Here is a 17899-nt window from a genome sequence, read left to right as displayed (position 1 = left end):
GGGCGTGGCCTGCCGATGCGAGCACCTCCGCGAACACGTCGCGGCCCACTTCGCCGACGCTGCTTGCCGCACGGCGCAGCCGGCCGCGCTTCTCCGCCTCCGGTTCCTGCTCGGCCGCCTCAGTGAGCGCGGCCATGATTCGCTCAGCGAGGTGCTCTGCGTCATCCGGCCAGAACCGCACGGCACGAAGCCCGCGCTCATGCACGGCCGCCGCCCTGCTGCTCGTCCCGGCCGGGCTGTCCGCGCCCCGTCCCTGGCGGCGAGCACCGCCGCCGTCACCGAGCCGGCGCCCGAGCGGGTCCGCGGCCTGGTCACCGGGCTGCTCGGCTCCGCCATCACCCTCGGGGCCGCGCTCGCGACCCCGCTGACCGGGCTGGCGGTGGACGCCCTGTCGCCCGCGGCGGCCCTGCTGCTCGTGGGCGCGACGGGCGTCGGCGTGGCGGGGATCGCAGCCCTCGTCGTCACCCGTGGCGGCGCGGACCGTGACATCTACTATCCCGCATAGGGCACACTGGATCGCGATGACCGCCCCGTCGCAACCCCCCTCCCCCGCGCCCCCTCCCACCCGCCCGCGTCCGGGTGCCGGGCGCTTCGTCTTCGCAGTGGTCCTGGCCTCCGCGACCGCCCTCGCGATCCTCCCGGACCTCGTGGGTCTGGACCGCTTCAGCCCGTTCGCCCAGCTCGTCTCGTTCCGGCCCGCGCTCCTCGTCGCGCTGGCCGTGGTGATCGTCGTGCTCGCCCTGGTCGCGCTGCAGCTGCGCTGGACCTGGCCGATCCCGACGGCGCTGCTCGTCGTCCTGGGCGTCGGCGTCGCGATGGTGGTGCCGCGCACCACCGCCGAACCGGTGCCGGCCACCGGGACCGCACTGAAGGTCCTCTCCTTCAATGTCTTCGAGGGCTCCGCGGACCTGGAGCAGCTGACCGCGCTGATCGCCGAGGAGCAGCCGGACCTGGTGGCGATGCCGGAGGCGGGCCAGCGGTTCGCCACCCGGCTGGGCTCGCTGATCGCGCCCCTCGGCTACCGGGTCCAGGCCTCCGTCGGCCCCCGCCAGGGCGACGTCGCCGGGGTCACCGTCGCGGTCTCCGAGCGCATGGGGGACGTGACGATCAAGCGCGGCATCCGGGGCGAGGCCTTCACCAACATGGAGGTGACGGGCGGCGCGCTCGGCTCCCTGCGCTTCATCGGCTTCCACGCGGTCGCCCCCACCCCGGGTGCGACGCGGCTGTGGACCGAGGACCTCGCACACCTGCGGGACTGGTGCAGCGGGAGCCCCCCGACGATCGTCGCCGGGGACTTCAACGCCACCTACGACCACTCCCCGCTGCGCGAGGACGCCCAGGGCTGCGGGGACGCCGCCGCCCAGCGGGGCGAGGGACTGCTCGGGACGTGGCCGTCCTGGGCGCCGGAGTGGATCGGCCCGCAGATCGACCACGTGCTCGCGACGACGGGGATCGTGTCCGAGTCGTTCGAGGTGCGGCAGGTCGACGGGAGCGACCACCGCCCGATCCTCACGACGCTGCGGGTTCCTTGACCTCGTCCGTCCCGTCCCCGACGAACACCTCGTCCAGCGCGAACGACTCGATGTCCAGCACGAAGCCCCGGACCCGGGTGTCGGGGTGCAGGAACGGGTCGTGGCGCAGCTGGGCGATGTCCCGGCGGACGCTCGTCTTCGGGTCCCGGAACGCGTGCGTGCGCCACGGCGGGCGCATCCCGGTCTCCTCGGCGAGCGCCTCGGAGAAGTCCTCGTCGGTGAAGGTCGCGAGGCCACATCCGCTGTGCTGCACGAGAAGCACGTCCCGGGTGTCCAGCTTGCGCTGGCTGATCGTCAGCGAGCGGATCACGTCGTCGGTGACGACGCCGCCCGCGTTGCGCAGGACGTGCACCTCACCGATCTTCATGCCGAAGAGGGCGAAGACGTCGATGCGGGAGTCCATGCAGGTCACTACGGCGGTGCGCAGCGACGGCGGCACGGCCAGGCCGTCGGCGCGCGCCGCAGCCAGGTGTCCGCCGCCGGCCTCGTACCGGCGCAGGAGTTCCTCGTTGCTCACGACACCTAACCAACCACGCGGAACGGGCCGCCGGGAGTCCCGACGGCCCGTCTGCGAGCGATGTCACCCGGTCGTCACCGAGCCACCCGGTCGATCCCGGTCACATCTGGTCCGCGATCGTCTCCGCGATCTCGTAGGTGTTGAGCGCGGCGCCCTTGCGCAGGTTGTCCCCGCAGAGGAACAGGTCGAGCGTGTTCGGGAAGTCCAGCGCCTGCCGGACCCGCCCGACCGCCGTCGGGTCCCCGCCGACCGTTCCGGCCGGCGTCGGCCACTCGCCGGCGGCCGGATCGTCCTGCAGGACGATCGTCGGCTGCGCGGCCAGCACCTTGTGCGCGGCCTCGACCGTGACCTCGCGGCCGAACGTGGCGTGGACCGAGAGCGCGTGCGTGGTGACCACCGGGACCCGGACGCAGGTCGCGGAGACCTTCAGGTCCGGGATGCCCAGGATCTTGCGCGACTCGTTGCGCACCTTGAGCTCCTCGGACGACCAGCCGTCGTCCTTGAGCGAGCCCGCCCAGGGCACGACGTTCAGCGCGAGCGGCGCCGGGAAGGGCGAGTCCGTGCCCAGCCCGGCCTCCGACAGCGCCTCCGCGACGTCCCCGGCACGCTTGCCGACGTCCTTGCCCGCGACGGCGGACAGCTCGGCCTGCAACCGGTCGATGCCGGGCTGCCCGGCGCCGGACGCGGCCTGGTACGAGGCCACGACCAGGGACTCGAGCCCGAACTCGCGGTGCAGCGCGCCCATCGCGGCCATCATCGACAGCGTGGTGCAGTTGGGGTTCGCGACGATCCCCTTGGGCCGGTTCGCGGCGGCGTCGGCGTTGACCTCCGGCACCACCAGCGGGACGTCCGGGTCCATCCGGAACGCGCCGGAGTTGTCCACGACCACGGTGCCCCGGGACGCGGCGATCGGCGCCCACTCGGCGCTGATCTCGTCCGGGACGTCGAAGAGCGCGATGTCGACCCCGTCGAACACCTCGGGCTCGAGCAGCCGGACGGTGACGTCCTCGCCGCGGACCTTGAGCACCTTGCCGGCGGAGCGGGCGGAGGCGACCAGCCGCACCTCGCTCCACGGCACGGACTCGCGGGCGTCGATGATCTCGATCATGGTGGTGCCGACGGCGCCGGTCGCGCCGACGATCGCCAGAACGGGTCCACTCATCGCAATCCCTCGCTTCGCGAGCTCGGCGCTTCGCGCAGGCGCTGTGCCAATGGTTCGCTCGCACGCTCGCTCACGGTCTATCGCCCCGTCCCGGCCGCCACGACGGCCTCTTCCTCGCTGCCGAGCTCGAACGCCTCGTGCAGCGCGCGCACCGCGTCGTCCAGCTGGTCCGAGCGGCAGATCACCGAGATCCGGATCTCTGAGGTGTTCATGGTCTCGATGTTGATCCCGGCGTCCGAGAGCGCCTCGCAGAACGTCGCGGTGACGCCCGGGTGGTTGCGCATGCCGGCGCCGACGAGCGAGACCTTGCCGACCTCGTTGTCGTAGATCAGCTGCTCGAACCCGACCTGGTCCTTGGCCTTCTCCAGCGCGGCGACGGCAGTGGGGCCGTCCGAGCGGGGAAGGGTGAAGGTGATGTCCGTGCGGCCGACCTTGGACGTCGAGATGTTCTGCAGGACCATGTCGATGTTGATCTCGGCGTCGGCGACCGTGCGGAAGATCCGGGCCGCCATGCCGGGGGTGTCCGGCACGCCGGTGACGGTGATCTTGCCTTCGGACCGGTCGTGCGCGACCCCCGTGATGATGGGGTTCTCCAACGGAATCTCCTCGATCGAGCCGGAGACTAGCGTGCCCGGCTTGTCGTTGTACGAGCTGCGGACGCGCAGCGGGACGTTGTAGCGGCGGGCGTACTCGACGGCACGCAGGTGCAGCACCTTCGCGCCGCACGCCGCCATCTCGAGCATCTCCTCGTAGGTCACCGTGTCCAGGTGCTGGGCCTTCGGCACGATGCGCGGATCCGCGCTGAAGATGCCGTCCACGTCGGTGTAGATCTCGCAGACGTCCGCCTCGAGCGCCGCGGCGAGCGCGACGGCCGTCGTGTCCGAGCCACCCCGGCCGAGCGTGGTGATGTCCTTCGAGTCCTCGCTCATCCCCTGGAACCCGGCGACGAGCACGATGTGCCCCTCGGCCAGCGCCTCGCGCAGCCGGTAGGGGTTCACCTCCACGATCCGCGCGTCGCCGTGCTTCGAGGTGGTGAGCATGCCGGCCTGGGAACCGGTGAACGAGCGGGCCTCGGCGCCGAGCGAGTGGATCGCCATCGCGACGAGCGCGTTCGAGATGCGCTCCCCCGCGGTCAGCAGCATGTCCATCTCTCGCGCGGGCGGCGCGGGCGAGACCTGCTGGGCGAGGTCGGTCAGCTCGTCGGTCGTGTCTCCCATGGCGGAGACGACGACCACGACGTCGTGACCCTCTTTGCGGGTCCGGACGATCCGCTCGGCGACCTTCTTGATCCGGTCCGCGCTCTCCACCGAGGATCCGCCGTACTTCTGCACGACGAGGGCCACCCCGACCTCCTTCTCCGGCACCTGTCTCGGCGCCTTCGCACTTTCCCGCACGGGGATTCGGTTGGTCCCCCGGGCATCGGTCGGGAGTCGAGACTACCGGCCGCGAGCTGCGCCGTTAACCTCAATGACCGATGCCACAGAGGTCGCCGTCACGTTTACCGAGCAGCCGAGATGCCGAGATGCCGATGGGGGCGACTGAAGAACCGTGTTCCTCGAGCCTCCCACGAATGTGGTGCCGTTCACCCGGGATTCCGACGGCGCGCCACGGCGACGACCCGTCCCGTGGCGTCGCGTCGGCTGGGCGGTCGCCCCGGCGGCGATCTTCCTCGGTGCCCGCCTGGTGGGCCTCGCGGTGCTCGCGATCCTCGCGACGACCCGGCACGTCCAGCTGAGTGACGAGCTGAGCAGCTGGGACGGCCAGTGGTTCCTCGGCATCGCCCAGGGCGGCGGCTACGACGGCGTGCCGGCGGGCCTGGCCGACGCCTACGGAGAGCGCTCCGCCGAGACCCCGCTCGCGTTCTTCCCCGGCTACCCGGCCACGGTCACCGCGGTCCGCTTCCTCACCGGGTTGCCCCTGGTCCAGGCCGGACTGCTCGCCGCGACGCTCGCCGGCGCGGTGGCGGCCCACGGCGTCGCCCGGCTGGGGGAGCTCGTGCCGGGCGGGTCCCGGCGCGTGGGGCTGGTCCTGGTGACGCTGTTCTCGGCGACGCCGATGGCGGTCGTCTTCTCCATGACCTACTCCGAGGCGCTGTTCTGCGCGGTCGCGGCCTGGGCGCTCGTCGCGCTGCTGCGCAGGCAGTGGCTGCTCGCCGGGCTGCTCACCGCGGTCGCCGGGCTGGTCCGGCCCACGGCCGCCGGCCTCGTCGTCGCGGTCGGGGGAGCGGCGCTGCTCGCGGCGCTCGCCCGCCGGGACGGCTGGCGGCCCTGGGTGGGCGGCCTGCTCGCCCCGCTCGGCCTGCTCGGCTACCTCGGCTGGGTCGGCACCTGCACGGGCTCGGTGACGGGCTGGTTCGACCTGCAGGAGCGCGGTTGGGGGTCGCACTTCGACGGCGGCGCGGCCACGGTGTCGTTCGCCCGCGAGATCCTGGCGAGCGGACGGTCCGTGCTGGAGGTCGCGACGCTCGGGGTGCTGCTCGGCGGGCTGGTGCTGCTGGTCGTCGGCGTCCGAATGAGGCTCCCGTGGCCGCTGCTGGCCTACGCGGCCGTCGTCCTGGTGATGGACGTGGGCAGCAACGGGCTCATGAACTCCAAGATCCGGCTGCTGCTACCGGCGTTCACGCTGCTGCTGCCGATGGCGCTGGGGCTGGCCCGCCGCCGACCGGGGACGACGACGTCCGTCCTCGTCGCGGCCGTCGTGGCCTCGGCGTGGTTCGGGGCCTACGCGCTGACCGGCTGGCCGTACGCGATCTAGCCCTTGAGGTGCGAAGACGTGTTCCTGGCGGTTGCCGGGAGGGGGCAACAGGAATGTCGCGGCGTCAGTGCGGGAACCGTTCCGCGACGCCGTCGGAGGCCCTAGCGTCGACCCCATGAGCGATGTCCACACCCACGAGCACAGCCACGCCGACGCCACGCACACCCACGCGCACGTCGAGCACGACCACAGCCACACCGAGCACGCCCACAGCCACGCCCACGACGGCGAGACGCACGAGCACACGCACGTGCACGACACCGCCGCGGAGCAGGTCCACGACCACGCGCACTAAGCCGCCTGAAGCGCGTTCTGGCTCCATGACGCGATCTGGAAGCCCGGAAGAGCGCGTCATGGCTCCATGACGCGCGTGGGGGACGAGAGCAGGCTCAGCCGATGCGGCGGACCAGGCGGACGACGACCGCCGTGATGATCATCCAGATGATCGCGGCGGTCCCGTAGTTCAGGGTGACCGCCAGCTTGGGCTCCTCGGGGAGGAAGAGATTCCCCAGGCCGAGGTTGAAGTAGTCCGCCGCGTCGGCGAAGAACTGCGTCAGGAAGTTGGCGGGATTCGCGTCCAGCAGTGTCAGCGCGATGTGGATCACCAACACCGCGGCGATGAGCGTGCCGATCAGTCTCAACACGGAGGCGAGCAGTCCCGCACCCCTCCGCACCGTGGTTCCCACAGCCATGTGTCCTCCCCGGATCGCGACAGTCATCCTGTCACGAACACCGGCCCCGAGGACGTACCCGCCGTTACCCCGATCGGGTGTGTCGCGTCGCCCCGGTCACTCGACCCCGCCCCCGGGTTGCCTCCGGACGGGGTGGTGGGGTTAGTCTCGGATCGTGGCGCGCCTGCTTCTTCGTTGCCGCGGCGGGGTCTGACCGACCGGCCCCTCGTCGCGGGTTTCGGCGTGTTCGCCGGTCGTCAACCGGTTCGAACCCCGAAGGAGCACCACTTCCGTGAGCACGACCCCGGACGCCTACACCGTCTCGCACACCAGCAAGCTGCGCACGCCGTCCAGGCCCGCTCCTGCCGACCAGGCGGCGTGGAACACCCAGCGGGGCTCGGACATGCCGTTCGGCCGGTACAAGCCGTTCCACGAGCTCGTCGAGCCGGTATCCCTGCCCGACCGCACCTGGCCGGACGTCCGCATCACCAAGGCGCCCCTGTGGTGCGCGGTCGACCTGCGGGACGGCAACCAGGCGCTGATCGACCCGATGAGCCCGACCCGCAAGCGCCGGATGTTCGACCTGCTGGTCCGGATGGGCTACAAGGAGATCGAGGTCGGCTTCCCGGCCGCGAGCCAGACGGACTTCGACTTCGTCCGCGAGATCATCGAGCAGGGCGCCATCCCGGACGACGTCAGCATCCAGGTGCTGACCCAGGCGCGGCCCGAGCTGATCGAGCGCACCTTCCAGGCCTGCGAGGGCGCGCCCCGCGCGATCGTCCACCTGTACAACTCGACGTCGATCCTGCAGCGCCGCGTGGTCTTCCGCTCGGACCGCCCCGGCATCGCCAAGATCGCGACCGACGGCGCCGAGAACGTCCTGCGGTTCAGCGAGAAGTTCCCGGGCACGGACTGGCGCTTCGAGTACTCCCCGGAGTCCTACACCGGCACCGAGCTGCAGTACGCCGTCGAGGTCTGCAACGCCGTCAGCGAGATCTGGCAGCCCACCGCCGCGCACCCGATGATCGTCAACCTGCCGGCGACCGTCGAGATGGCCACCCCGAACGTCTACGCGGACTCCATCGAGTGGATGCACCGCAACCTGGCGCGCCGGGACGGCATCCTGCTGAGCCTGCACCCGCACAACGACCGGGGCACCGGCGTCGCCGCCGCCGAGCTGGGCTACCAGGCCGGCGCGGACCGCATCGAGGGCTGCCTGTTCGGCAACGGCGAGCGCACCGGCAACGTCGATCTGGTGACCCTGGGGATGAACCTGTTCACCCAGGGCGTCGACCCGCAGATCGACTTCTCGGACATCGACGAGATCCGCCGTACCGTCGAGTACTGCAACCAGCTGCCCGTCGGCGAGCGCCACCCGTGGGGCGGCGACCTGGTCTACACCGCGTTCTCCGGCAGCCAACAGGACGCGATCAACAAGGGCTTCGACGCCATGAAGGCCGACGCGGTCGAGGCCGGCGTCGAGGTGGACGAGATGCCGTGGGAGGTCCCGTACCTGCCCGTGGACCCCAAGGACATCGGCCGCACCTACGAGGCCGTGATTCGGGTGAACTCGCAGTCCGGCAAGGGCGGCGTCGCCTACATCATGAAGACCGAGCACCAGCTGGACATGCCGCGTCGGCTGCAGATGGAGTTCTCGAAGGTCGTCCAGGAGGTCACGGACACCGAGGGCGGCGAGGTGTCCCCCAAGGAGATGCGGGACGTCTTCGAGACCGAGTACCTGCAGCGGGAGACGCCGCTGCGGCTGATCCGGCACCGGCTGACCAGCGACGGCGAGGGCCGGGACGAGATCGTCGCGACCGTGCGCGTGGAGTCCGACCTGCACGAGATCCGCGGCAGTGGCAACGGCCCGCTCGCCGCGTTCGTGGACGCCCTGGCCGGCATCGGCTTCGACGTACGCGTGCTCGACTACCAGGAGCACGCGATGGGCGGCGGCGACGACGCCCGCGCAGCGGCCTACGTCGAGTGCGCCGTGGAGGACACCGTCCTCTGGGGCGTCGGGATCGACTCCTCGATCGTCTCCGCGACCCTCAAGGCCGTCGTCTCGGCCGTGAACCGCGCCATGCGCTGACGACCTGTGCGCGGGAAACCTCGCTCTAGCGAGGTTCCACGCGCACGACCCCCGATGAGCTGCACCAATGATGCTCGTCGGGGGGACGGCGTGCGGGGTCCGGGCTGTCCACCCCGGACGGGTGACCCCCGTCCCGGCGGACCACGTCACGCTCACGACACACCCGATCGGTACCGTCGTGATCGTGCCGTTACCCGTGGCCCCGCTCGCCGCCTACCTGTTCCTGCTGGGGTGGTCCGCCATCCCGTTCGCGCCCGCGGAGCCCGTGCTGCTGGCCGCGGGCTCGTTCGCCGGGACCGGAGCCCTCTTCCTCCCGTTGGCCGTCGCGGCCGCGGCCGCGGGTTCGCTGGTCAGCGACATGGCCAAGTACTTCCTCGGCCGCCTCGCCGGGCCCCGGCTGCTGCGCCGCCTCACCCGGCGGCCTGCCGGGGCCAGGGCGGTGTCGTGGATCGAGTCCCGGCTCGTCGCCGTCGGACCGATGGTGATCGCCCCGTCCTACTTCGTGCCGTTCGGCGTCGTCGCGTCGACGATCCTGTGCGGCGCGCTCGGTATGCGGGTGCGCGGCGTGCTGCTCGCCTCGACGATCGGCGCGACCCTCTGGTCGGCGGTCTATCTCGGCCTCGGCTACCTGGGCGGCGCGTTGGCCGGGAACCCGTGGGTCGGGATCGCGATCGCGCTCCCGGCGGCCCTGGTCGTCGGGCTGCTGGCCAAGCGCCGGATCACCCGGGCCTGCGGCGTCGCGCCCGAAGCCGAGCCGGCCGAGGACGAGGTCGTGGCCGCCGAGAGGGCCGCCTGACCCCGTCCCCGACGGGCTACATCCCGAGGATCTCGTTGACCGACGCCGCGTGCTCCGGCGGCGCACTCGACGGGCCGTCCACCTCGAACGACTGCGGCTCGACGGTGTGCCGGGCCAGCCGGCCCTCCCGGATGGCCTCCGCGTAGTGGCAGGCGACCCGATGCCCCTCGACCGCGCCGTCGAGCTGCCGCAGCTCCGGGCGTTCGGTGTCGCAGCGCTCCGGCTGCCGCCACGGGCACCGCGTGTGGAAGCGACACCCGGCGGGCGGCGCGGCCGGTGATGGCAGGTCCCCGGTGAGCAGGATCCGCTCGCGGCGATCCTCCAGCTCCGGGTCCGGCACCGGGACCGCGGACAGCAGCGCCCGCGTGTACGGGTGCTGCGGGTCCGCGTAGAGGTCCGTCGCCGGCGCCTCCTCCACGATCCCGCCCAGGTACATGACACCGACCCGGTCGCTCACGTGCCTTACGACGGCGAGGTCGTGCGCGATGACCAGGTACGTCAGCCCGAGCTCGCGCTGCAGCCGGGACAGCAGGTTGAGCACCTGGGCCTGCACGGACACGTCGAGCGCGGACACCGGCTCGTCCGCGACGATCAGGTCCGGCTCCACGCACAGCGCCCGCGCGATCCCGATCCGCTGGCGCTGCCCGCCGGAGAACTCGTGCGGGTAGCGCCGCAGCGCTCCCGCCGGCAGTCCGACGGCGTCGACGAGCTCGCGCAGCCGCGCGTGGTCCGCCTCGGGTCCCTTGCTGAGCCCGTGCGCCTTCATGCCCTCGATGAGCAGGGACTCGACGGACTGCCGCGGGTCCAGGCTGGACATCGGGTCCTGGAACACCATCTGGAAGCGGCGCCGCGCCCTGCGCAGCTCCTCCCCCTTCAGCCCGGCGACGTCCTGACCGTCGAACCGGACGGCCCCCCGGGTCAGGTCCGTGAGCCGCAGGATCGCCCGGCCCAGCGTCGACTTGCCGCAGCCGGACTCCCCGACCAGGCCGTACGTCTCGCCGCGCCGGATCGTCAGCGAGACGCCGTCGACCGCGTAGACGTGCCCGACGGTCTTGTTCAGCACCACGCCGCGGGTGATCGGGAAGTGGACGGCGAGGTCGTCCACCTCCAGCAGGTTCTCGGTCATCAGGCCTCCGCCGGAACGGGGTTGTGGCACCGCAGGAACCGGCCGCCGACGAGTTCGGGGGCCGGGGTGATCTCGGTGCACTTCTCCAGCGCCCGAGGGCACCGGGGCGCGAACGCGCAGGCGCTCGCCCAGGGCAGGTTGTCGTTGACCGAACCGCGGATGGCGTTCAGGTCCTCACCGGGTGGGGCGTCGAGCCGCGGGATCGAGCCGAGCAGTCCGTACGTGTACGGGTGCCGCGGTTTCGCGAACAGCCGGTGCCGCTCCGCGCGCTCCACGATCCGGCCGCCGTAGAGCACGTTGACCCGGTCGCAGAGCCCCGCGACGACGCCGAGGTCGTGCGTGATCATGACGAGTGCGGTCCCGCTGTCCGCCACCAGTTCCTTGAGCAGCTCCAGGATCTGCGCCTGGATCGTGACGTCGAGCGCGGTCGTCGGCTCGTCGGCGATCAGCAGCCGGGGCCGGCAGGCCAGGGCGATCGCGATCATGACGCGCTGCCGCATGCCGCCGGACATCTGGTGCGGGTAGGAGTCCAGCCGGCGCCGCGGGTCCGGGATGCCGACGCGTTCGAGCAGCTCGGCGGCCTCCCGGCGGGCGGCGTCGGACTTCATCCCGCGGTGCCGCTTGAGCACCTCGGTCACCTGCAACCCGATCTCGATCACCGGGTTGAGCGACGACAGCGGGTCCTGGAAGACCATGCTCAGGTCCCGGCCGCGCTTCTCGCGCATGGCCGAGTCCGACAGCGTCAGCAGGTCCGTGCCCTCCATCCGCGCCGACCCGGACACCCGCACGCCCCGCTCGGGCAGCAGTCGCATGATCGCGAGGGAGGTGACGGACTTGCCGCAGCCGGACTCCCCCACCAGCCCGACGACCTCGCCGGGCTGCACGTCGAAGCTCACGCCGTCGACGGCGACGGAGTCCGGCTCGCCCTTGCGGGTGAACGCGACGCCGAGGTCCTCGACCTCCAGCAACGGTGTGGTCATCAGCGACGCCCCTTCGGGTCGAGCGCCTCGCGCAACGCCTCGCCGAGCAGCGTGAACCCGAGCGCGACCAGGATGATCGCGATCGCCGGGTAGAACGCGAGCGCCGGGCGGACGTCGAGGTAGGCCTGGGCGTTGGCGAGCATGAGCCCCCATTCGGCACGGGCCGGGTCGCCGTCGCCGAGCCCGAGGAAGGACAGCGCGGCGGCGTCGAGGATGGCGGTGGCCAGGGTCAGGGTGGCCTGCACGATCACCGGCCCGATCGCGTTGGGCACCATGTGCCGCAGCACGATCGCGCGGCGCTTGACGCCGAGCGCGGTCGCGGCCGTCACGTGGTCGCTGTCGCGCTGGGCGAGCATCGAGCCGCGCAGCAGCCGGGCGAAGATCGGCACGCCGACGATCGCCACGGCGATGATCACCGTCGTCTGGCTGGGTCTGGCGGCCAGCGCCGCGATCGAGATCGCGAGCAGCAGCGACGGGATGGACAGCAGGACGTCCGTGAAGCGCATGAGCAGGGTGTCGACCCAGCCGCCGAAGGCGCCGGCCAGCACCCCGATCAGGACCCCGAAGATCAGCCCGATCACCGTGGCGAACACGCCGACGAGCAGGGTCTGCCGGGACGCCAGGATCATCCGGGAGAAGAAGTCTCGGCCGTTCTGGTCGCTGCCCAGCGGGAAGCCGGGCTGCGCGCCCGGGATGACGTCGGGCCGCAGCCCCTCCTGCAGTTCGGGGAAGGCCTGCGACGCGTCGTGCGGCGCGATCCACGGCGCGAAGATCGAGACCAGGATGAACAGCGCGATGATCACCGCGCCGACGATCGCGACGGGGTTGCGCCGCAGCCGCACGAGCGCGTCCGCGCCGAGGCTGCGCCCGGTGGCGAGGTCGTCGATCCGGGTGCGCCGGCGGTTGGCCCAGGTGGTGACCATCAGCGCAACCTCACCCGGGGGTCGATGAGCGCGTACGAGAGGTCGACGAGCAGGTTCACCAGCACGTACACGGCCGCACCGAGCAGCACGATCGCCTGCAGGCGCGGGTAGTCGCGGCGCGTGATGCCGTCCGCGATGAGGGTGCCGAGACCGCCCCAGACGAACACCTTCTCAGTGAGCACGGCGCCGCCGAGCAGCAGGCCGGTCTGCAGGCCGATCGTCGTCGAGACGGGGAGCAGCGCGTTGCGCAGGACGTGCCGGCTGCGGACCGTCCCGGGGGCGAGGCCCTTGGAGTTGGCCGTCCGGACGAAGTCCGAGCCCAGGACGTCGAGGACCGAGGCGCGGGTGATCCGGGTGATCACCGCGAGCGGGATCGTCGCCAGCGCGATCGCCGGCAGGACCAGGTGGACGAGGGCGTCCCAGCTGGCGTCGAACTCGCGGGTCAGCAGCCCGTCGAGGACGGCCAGCCCTGTGACCTTCGTGGCATCGATGGAGACGGACTGACGGCCCGAGGGCGGGAACCAGCCGAGGTCGACGGCGAACCACTGCTTGAGCAGGAAGCCGAGGAAGAACACGGGGACCGCGACGCCGACGAGGGTCCCGATCACCGTCGTCGTGTCCAGCGGGCGGCCGCGGTAGCGCGCGGCGACGTAGCCCAGCGGGATGCCGAGCACGACCGCGAGGAGCAGGGCGGCGACGGAGAGCTCCAGCGTCGCCGGCAGGGCACGACCGATCTCGGAGATCACGGGGTCACCGCTGATCAGCGAGTTGCCGAAGTCGCCGGTGAGCGAGCGGCCGAGGTAGCGCAGGTACTGGAGCGGGATCGGCTGGTCGAGGCCGAGTACCCGGTTGAGCTCGGCGATCTTCTCCGGCGTGGCCTTGTCCCCGAGCAGCGCCGCCGCAGGTCCGCCGGGCAGCAGGCGCAGCCAGGCGAAGAGCAGGACGGAGAGCACGAAGAGGGTGGGCACGACCTGGAGGAGCCGCCGCACGATGAAGCGCAGCATTGATCTCTCTCCCGAGCAGGAGCGTAGGTCGACGACGACCGGCGGTGCCGGCCCCCCGAGGAGCCGGCACCACCCGTCGTCGGTTCGTCAGCTCTTGCTGACCGAGTAGAACCGCTCGTCGGTCAGGGGCGAGGGAACCAGGCCCTGGATGTTGGCCCGCACCACGATCGCCGGCGGCGAGCTGCTGATCGGGATGGCCGGCAGATACTTGGCCATGATGTCCCGGTTGACCTGCTCGTACGCCGCGGCGTGGGCCGCGGGGTCCGGCTGGGCATCGGCCGCGGCGAGGGCCGCGTACATGGCCGGGTCCTCCGCGCCGAACTCCGCCTTCTCACGGCCGAAGAACGTGCCGACGAAGTTGCCGGCGTCGTTGTAGTCGCCGGTCCAGCCGAGCAGGTGCAGGTCGTGCTTGCCGGCCTTCTGGACGTCGTCCTTGAAGCCGCCGTTCCACGGCCGCGGCACCGGGTTGATCGTGATGCCGGCCTGCTTCAGGTCCTCGGCGATCACCGAGAACAGGTCCGTCGGGTTCGGCATGTACGGCCGGGAGACCTCGGTCGGATAGTAGAAGTTCAGCGTCAGGTTCGACGCGCCGGCCTCGGCGAGCAGCTGCTTGGCCTTCGCCGGGTCGTACGGGTACTCCTGCACGTCGCCCGCGTAGCCCGCGACCGTGCTGGGCATGAACTCCTTGGCCACCTCGGCGCCCTCGGGCAGCTTGTTCTTCACCAGGGCGTCGCGGTTGATCGCGTAGGCGAGTGCCTGCCGGACCCGGATGTCCTTGAGCGCCGGGTTGTTCTTGGTGTTGATGCCCATGTAGAGCACGTTGAACGGCTGGCGGATGAGAACCTGGTTCCCGCCCTCCTTCAACGTCGCGTAGTCCGCCGGGGAGGGCAGGTCGTAGCCGTCGATCGTGCCGGCTGCCAGCTCCTGCTTGCGCGCGTTCTCGTCCGGGATGACCCGGAAGATCAGCTTGTCGAGCTTGGCCTTCTCGCCCCAGTAGTCGTCGTTGCGGACGAGGGTGATGGTGCCGGCGGCCTTGTCGAAGCTCGCGAACTTGAACGCGCCGGTGCCCGTCGGGTGGTCCGTCGCGTAAGCCGGGTAGCTGAACGAGTCGCCGCTCTGGGAGACGTTGTCCGCGTCGTACTGCTTCAGCGCCGTCGGGCTCGAGATCGAGAATGCGGTGAGGCCGAACGCCGCGGGGAAGGCACCCTTGTACTTGTTGAGGGTCATCACCGCGGTACCCGCGTCCTGCGCGGCGCAGTTGTTGTAGACCGGCTCGCCCGTGGCGTCACCGGCATTGGTCTTGAAGCCCTCGAAGACGTCGCCGTAGTAGATCATCTGGCTCTGCGCCGCGGCGCCGCTCATGTTGAACCAGCGGTCGAAGTTCGCGCACACCGCCGCGGCGTCGAGCGCCGTGCCGTCGCTGAACTTGACGTTCTGCCGGATCTTGAACGTCCACACCTTGCCGTCCGGGGAGGACGACCACTCGGTCGCCAGACCGGGCGCGAGCTCGGTGGTGCCCGGCTTGTACGTGATCAACGTGTCGTACATCTGCCGGATCGGACGGAAGCTCTCGCCGTCGTCGTTGAAGATCGGGTCGAAGTTCTTCGGGGCGCCCGCGGCGCCGAAGACCATCGTCCCGCCGGTGGCTCCTGCGGAGCCGGCGGCGCCGCCGTCACGCTCGGAGTTCGCGCACGCGGCGAGGGAGACGACTAGGGCGCCGGCCGCGATGACAGCGGCCAGGCGTCTGGTGGTGGGCATTGCGGGCACCTCGAGATCGTCGGGAGTGCGTCAGGGTGATCGCAGACGGTATCGGCGAGATCTACCGATCGGTAGGCCTTGAAGTCACAGTTGAGGCACAGGCAGCTCAAATCCACCTCAAGTCGCACACCGGGGCGTAACCGACACCCTCGGTCGAGGCGCCGTGGAGCCTCATGGCGCGCTCTTCCGACAACTCCGCGTGACCGCGGCCAGCCGGAACCTCCGCATCGATAATTGGGCGCGCTTCGCGCTGCCGTCGATCACGGGCAGAAGGTTGCGTCAGGGTTTCGAACCACGACCTCATGCCCATGATCAGCCGAGCGGGACGACCGAACGGCCATGATCGCCGGGGGGCCGGAGGACCTGCAGGTCGAACTCGTCGCCCTTATCCCGAGAAGGAATGCGCGCCACTCGGCCGGAATGAGGCCGGCAGCCCCTGCTCGGACCATTGTTGCCTGACTGCAGCGCCCCGAGTGGGAGTGCGTCAGTAGGACCGCCGACGGTATGGGCGAGATCTACCGACTGGTAGCCCCTGAAGCCAGGGTTGCGGCACAGGCAGCTCGAGCCACCGCAAGTCGCTCACCGGAGGCGTAACCGGCGCCGACCTGGTGTACCTCGCCCGCGTGCGGCCCGGCCGGCACGTGACGTGGCGGCCGGACAGCTGAGCTAGCGATCTTCGTCTGCCATGTCGAACTCCCCTGCCTTCACTCCGGCCACGAAGTCCGCCCACTCCTGCCGAGTGGGACGCAGTTCAACCGCCGTATTCCGAGTGGATCTAACGGAGAACTCCCCTCGAGGGCCCTCGGCCACCTCGACGCCGCCACCGAGCGAACAGAAGCTGCTCCTACGGAAGAACTTTCCGCCATCAGTTGCCCACGCTACGCCTCACCTCTCTGCACCCATCATGCACGAGGATGCCGTGGAGAAACCAGCGCGTCACTCCACGCAGACGCCGAGATGCGGCTCATAAGCCCTACGGGGGAGCCTGAGCGACGACTTAGTCCCGCTAGAGGTCGAACTCACCATTTTTCACGCCTTCCACAAAGGCAATCCACTCGCCTTTCGTGAAACTCAACGGCGCCCTTGTCGTGTCCTTGGAATCCCGAACGAGAATTACGTCTCGCACTGAACGGGCAACCTCGACACACGTTCCGACTGAGCAGCTGGAACTGCGCCGAAACGCCGCTCCCAGGCTATCCTTCACCCATTCCTCCGCACCTGTCCGCGGTCAGAGGTTCTGACCTCGCTCGGTGTGATTAGGGCGAGGGGGGCCGTTTGGTTACCGAGACACGCCGCAGAATCCCTCGATGGCGTCTGCGGTATCGGCGAACGGCGCACCACAGTAGACGAACGGACGCGTCGCCTGCGCCACACATCCGGTCGCGCGGACACAGCTTCGAGGCGGTCCGCCCCACCCTACGTCGGTCTGATCAGCTGAGACGCGCCAAGGCGCTCACTAATAGGTCGCGAGACTCCAGTGCGCCGATCGCCTTCGACCGAGCACCCTCGAAGATAGTTCGGAATGTCCCGACCCCGAAGTCGCCCTCCAAGTAGGAGGTACCCGCCTGATTCTCCACGAAGACAACATCCTGGTCGAGACTTTCGGCGAACTCAAGCACGAGAAACGACCCCTGGCACGCTCGCACGAATCCACTAGAGTAGGGCAAAATCTGGATCGAAATATTTGACAATCCGGCCAACTCGACGACGTGAGCCAACTGCTTCCTCGCAGTTCTTGAGTCCGTGCCCATCATGCGATCGATCACGCATTGGTCGATCACCGACTCGACCCGAAGTGGAGCTTCGTTGCGACTCAGCACCTCCTGTCGCCGCATGCGGAACTCCAGCAACCTGTCGATCTCCGACTTCGAATGTACCGGAAGGACCTCATTCAAGATCATCCTTGCGTAGTCGGCCTGCTGCAGGAGGCCATGGAACGCCGACATGTCGAAGCATCGGATCGTCGAGGCGTCGGACTCGAGAGCCACATATCGGTCGACACCGTCGAAGACGAACGGTTCAGCCGTCAAGAGGGGCGTGTACTCCTGCCACCAGCCCGACCGCGCACCGTCGCGAGCCCACCTCAGTAGGCGCTCCAGGCCCTGCTCGGCTTCCTTACCGTAGAGCCGGACGAGGTCACGGACATCACGCTGCTTCGGAAGACCCTTTCCCGTTTCCAGCCGTGAGATTTTCGATACGGAGCATTCAAGGGCGCTGCCCGCCTGCTCCAGGGTCATGCCGGCTTCCTCACGAAACCGGCGCAACTCACTCCCCAGGCGCCGTCGCGACATCGTCGGACCCTGACTGGAACTCATCGCTTCCCCTTGTGCAATTGCACCGTGTCAATGCATCATTCACCTGCGGGACGAGACGGCAAGGCGAGAGCAGGGCCATCCGGCGGACCGCTGATCGTCGGAAATCTGGGTCGAATACGTCCTCGAGTGGACGGATCCGACGGGCGAAGGTGGCCATCCCGCGTCACTTCGGGACAGCGACCGAACGTAGCCCATGACATTGCATGGTGCAAGACGCTGGTGCAACGACGCCTGTACGGCCACCGCCGGCCGGCGTCACCTCCTGAAGGAGG

The 17899-nt window shown here is 70.1% G+C and carries 17 protein-coding genes and 1 pseudogene; 6 read left to right on the top strand and 12 right to left on the bottom strand.

Annotated elements, in window-relative coordinates; translation table 11 throughout:
• The first annotated feature begins 151 nt into the window (after positions 1 to 151).
• Together JWP64_RS21510 and JWP64_RS21505 are read left to right on the top strand one after the other, a co-directional pair.
• Entirely contained in the window at positions 152 to 505 is a 354-nt protein-coding gene (locus JWP64_RS21510) for a hypothetical protein (protein WP_297499959.1), read from the top strand.
• A 16-nt stretch (positions 506 to 521) separates the two neighbouring features.
• On the top strand, positions 522 to 1532 hold the full coding sequence (locus JWP64_RS21505; protein WP_297499957.1) for an endonuclease/exonuclease/phosphatase family protein: 1011 nt from the start codon (positions 522 to 524) through the stop codon (positions 1530 to 1532).
• Here JWP64_RS21505 and JWP64_RS21500 read toward each other — a convergent pair.
• From JWP64_RS21500 to JWP64_RS21490, 3 genes are all read right to left on the bottom strand, one after another.
• The gene (locus JWP64_RS21500) at positions 1510 to 2049 is read right to left on the bottom strand and encodes a carbonic anhydrase (protein WP_297499955.1); all 540 of its coding nucleotides are present in this window, start codon (positions 2047 to 2049) and stop codon (positions 1510 to 1512) included. The genes JWP64_RS21505 and JWP64_RS21500 overlap by 23 nt on opposite strands.
• Positions 2050 to 2149: 100 nt before the next feature.
• Positions 2150 to 3211, bottom strand: coding sequence for an aspartate-semialdehyde dehydrogenase (locus JWP64_RS21495; RefSeq protein WP_297499953.1), 1062 nt, complete (start codon positions 3209 to 3211; stop codon positions 2150 to 2152).
• 77 nt (positions 3212 to 3288) lie between these two features.
• Positions 3289 to 4554 carry an aspartate kinase gene (locus tag JWP64_RS21490; RefSeq protein ID WP_297499963.1) on the bottom strand — a complete coding sequence of 422 codons (1266 nt, stop codon included), beginning with the start codon at positions 4552 to 4554 and terminating at the stop codon, positions 3289 to 3291.
• A gap of 232 nt (positions 4555 to 4786) precedes the next feature.
• On the opposite strand from JWP64_RS21490, the gene JWP64_RS21485 reads away from it, so the two are divergent.
• Both JWP64_RS21485 and JWP64_RS21480 read left to right on the top strand, forming a co-directional pair.
• Positions 4787 to 5965 (top strand): hypothetical protein, encoded by a 1179-nt coding sequence (locus JWP64_RS21485; RefSeq protein WP_297499951.1) that lies wholly within the window; start codon positions 4787 to 4789, stop codon positions 5963 to 5965.
• A gap of 115 nt (positions 5966 to 6080) precedes the next feature.
• Positions 6081 to 6260, top strand: coding sequence for a zinc transporter Slc39a7 (locus JWP64_RS21480; protein WP_297499949.1), 180 nt, complete (start codon positions 6081 to 6083; stop codon positions 6258 to 6260).
• 94 nt (positions 6261 to 6354) lie between these two features.
• Here the strand turns inward: JWP64_RS21480 and JWP64_RS21475 are convergent, their stop codons facing one another.
• The gene (locus JWP64_RS21475; protein ID WP_297499947.1) at positions 6355 to 6657 is read right to left on the bottom strand and encodes a hypothetical protein; all 303 of its coding nucleotides are present in this window, start codon (positions 6655 to 6657) and stop codon (positions 6355 to 6357) included.
• Positions 6658 to 6928: 271 nt separating this feature from the next.
• Here JWP64_RS21475 and leuA point away from each other — a divergent pair, with 271 nt between their 5' ends.
• Positions 6929 to 8725 (top strand): 2-isopropylmalate synthase, encoded by a 1797-nt coding sequence (gene leuA / locus JWP64_RS21470; RefSeq protein WP_297499945.1) that lies wholly within the window; start codon positions 6929 to 6931, stop codon positions 8723 to 8725.
• Positions 8726 to 8909: 184 nt separating this feature from the next.
• Entirely contained in the window at positions 8910 to 9521 is a 612-nt protein-coding gene (locus JWP64_RS21465) for a VTT domain-containing protein (protein ID WP_297499943.1), read from the top strand.
• Positions 9522 to 9537: 16 nt separating this feature from the next.
• Here the strand turns inward: JWP64_RS21465 and JWP64_RS21460 are convergent, their stop codons facing one another.
• The 8 genes and pseudogenes from JWP64_RS21460 to JWP64_RS21425 form a co-directional block, all read right to left on the bottom strand.
• Complete coding sequence (locus JWP64_RS21460; protein WP_297499942.1) at positions 9538 to 10647, bottom strand: ABC transporter ATP-binding protein; 1110 nt, start codon at positions 10645 to 10647, stop codon at positions 9538 to 9540.
• Positions 10647 to 11627: an ABC transporter ATP-binding protein gene (locus JWP64_RS21455; RefSeq protein ID WP_297499940.1), complete on the bottom strand. Its 981-nt coding sequence runs from the start codon at positions 11625 to 11627 to the stop codon at positions 10647 to 10649. The genes JWP64_RS21460 and JWP64_RS21455 overlap by 1 nt, the downstream gene beginning before the upstream one ends.
• Positions 11627 to 12550, bottom strand: a complete 924-nt coding sequence (locus JWP64_RS21450; protein ID WP_297499938.1) for an ABC transporter permease — start codon at positions 12548 to 12550, stop codon at positions 11627 to 11629. The genes JWP64_RS21455 and JWP64_RS21450 overlap by 1 nt, the downstream gene beginning before the upstream one ends.
• Complete coding sequence (locus JWP64_RS21445) at positions 12550 to 13554, bottom strand: ABC transporter permease (protein WP_297499936.1); 1005 nt, start codon at positions 13552 to 13554, stop codon at positions 12550 to 12552. Before JWP64_RS21445 ends, JWP64_RS21450 begins: the two co-directional genes overlap by 1 nt.
• Positions 13555 to 13641: 87 nt before the next feature.
• Positions 13642 to 15312: an ABC transporter substrate-binding protein gene (locus JWP64_RS21440; protein WP_297499934.1), complete on the bottom strand. Its 1671-nt coding sequence runs from the start codon at positions 15310 to 15312 to the stop codon at positions 13642 to 13644.
• A gap of 666 nt (positions 15313 to 15978) precedes the next feature.
• Positions 15979 to 16152, bottom strand: a pseudogene (locus JWP64_RS21435) (DUF397 domain-containing protein); the annotation flags it as partial.
• A gap of 166 nt (positions 16153 to 16318) precedes the next feature.
• Positions 16319 to 16516: a DUF397 domain-containing protein gene (locus JWP64_RS21430; RefSeq protein ID WP_297499932.1), complete on the bottom strand. Its 198-nt coding sequence runs from the start codon at positions 16514 to 16516 to the stop codon at positions 16319 to 16321.
• Between the two features lie 226 nt (positions 16517 to 16742).
• Positions 16743 to 17603, bottom strand: a complete 861-nt coding sequence (locus tag JWP64_RS21425) for a helix-turn-helix transcriptional regulator (protein ID WP_297499961.1) — start codon at positions 17601 to 17603, stop codon at positions 16743 to 16745.
• Positions 17604 to 17899: the final 296 nt, after the last annotated feature.

The organism is Pseudonocardia sp. (assembly GCF_025465255.1).
Lineage (GTDB): Bacteria > Actinomycetota > Actinomycetes > Mycobacteriales > Pseudonocardiaceae > Pseudonocardia.
The sequence above is the reverse complement of the archived record's forward strand: the minus strand, read 5'-3'. Positions and strand labels throughout refer to the sequence as shown.

Bases quoted from the DNA above. Each gene is read 5' to 3' on its own strand.
- JWP64_RS21505 (WP_297499957.1), top strand. From the start codon at position 522: ATGACCGCCCCGTCGCAACCCCCCTCCCCCGCGCCCCCTCCCACCCGC.
- JWP64_RS21495 (WP_297499953.1), bottom strand. From the start codon at position 3,211: ATGAGTGGACCCGTTCTGGCGATCGTCGGCGCGACCGGCGCCGTCGGC.
- JWP64_RS21480 (WP_297499949.1), top strand. From the start codon at position 6,081: ATGAGCGATGTCCACACCCACGAGCACAGCCACGCCGACGCCACGCAC.
- JWP64_RS21475 (WP_297499947.1), bottom strand. From the start codon at position 6,657: ATGGCTGTGGGAACCACGGTGCGGAGGGGTGCGGGACTGCTCGCCTCC.
- JWP64_RS21460 (WP_297499942.1), bottom strand. From the start codon at position 10,647: ATGACCGAGAACCTGCTGGAGGTGGACGACCTCGCCGTCCACTTCCCG.
- JWP64_RS21455 (WP_297499940.1), bottom strand. From the start codon at position 11,627: ATGACCACACCGTTGCTGGAGGTCGAGGACCTCGGCGTCGCGTTCACC.
- JWP64_RS21450 (WP_297499938.1), bottom strand. From the start codon at position 12,550: ATGGTCACCACCTGGGCCAACCGCCGGCGCACCCGGATCGACGACCTC.
- JWP64_RS21445 (WP_297499936.1), bottom strand. From the start codon at position 13,554: ATGCTGCGCTTCATCGTGCGGCGGCTCCTCCAGGTCGTGCCCACCCTC.
- JWP64_RS21440 (WP_297499934.1), bottom strand. From the start codon at position 15,312: ATGCCCACCACCAGACGCCTGGCCGCTGTCATCGCGGCCGGCGCCCTA.
- JWP64_RS21425 (WP_297499961.1), bottom strand. From the start codon at position 17,603: ATGTCGCGACGGCGCCTGGGGAGTGAGTTGCGCCGGTTTCGTGAGGAA.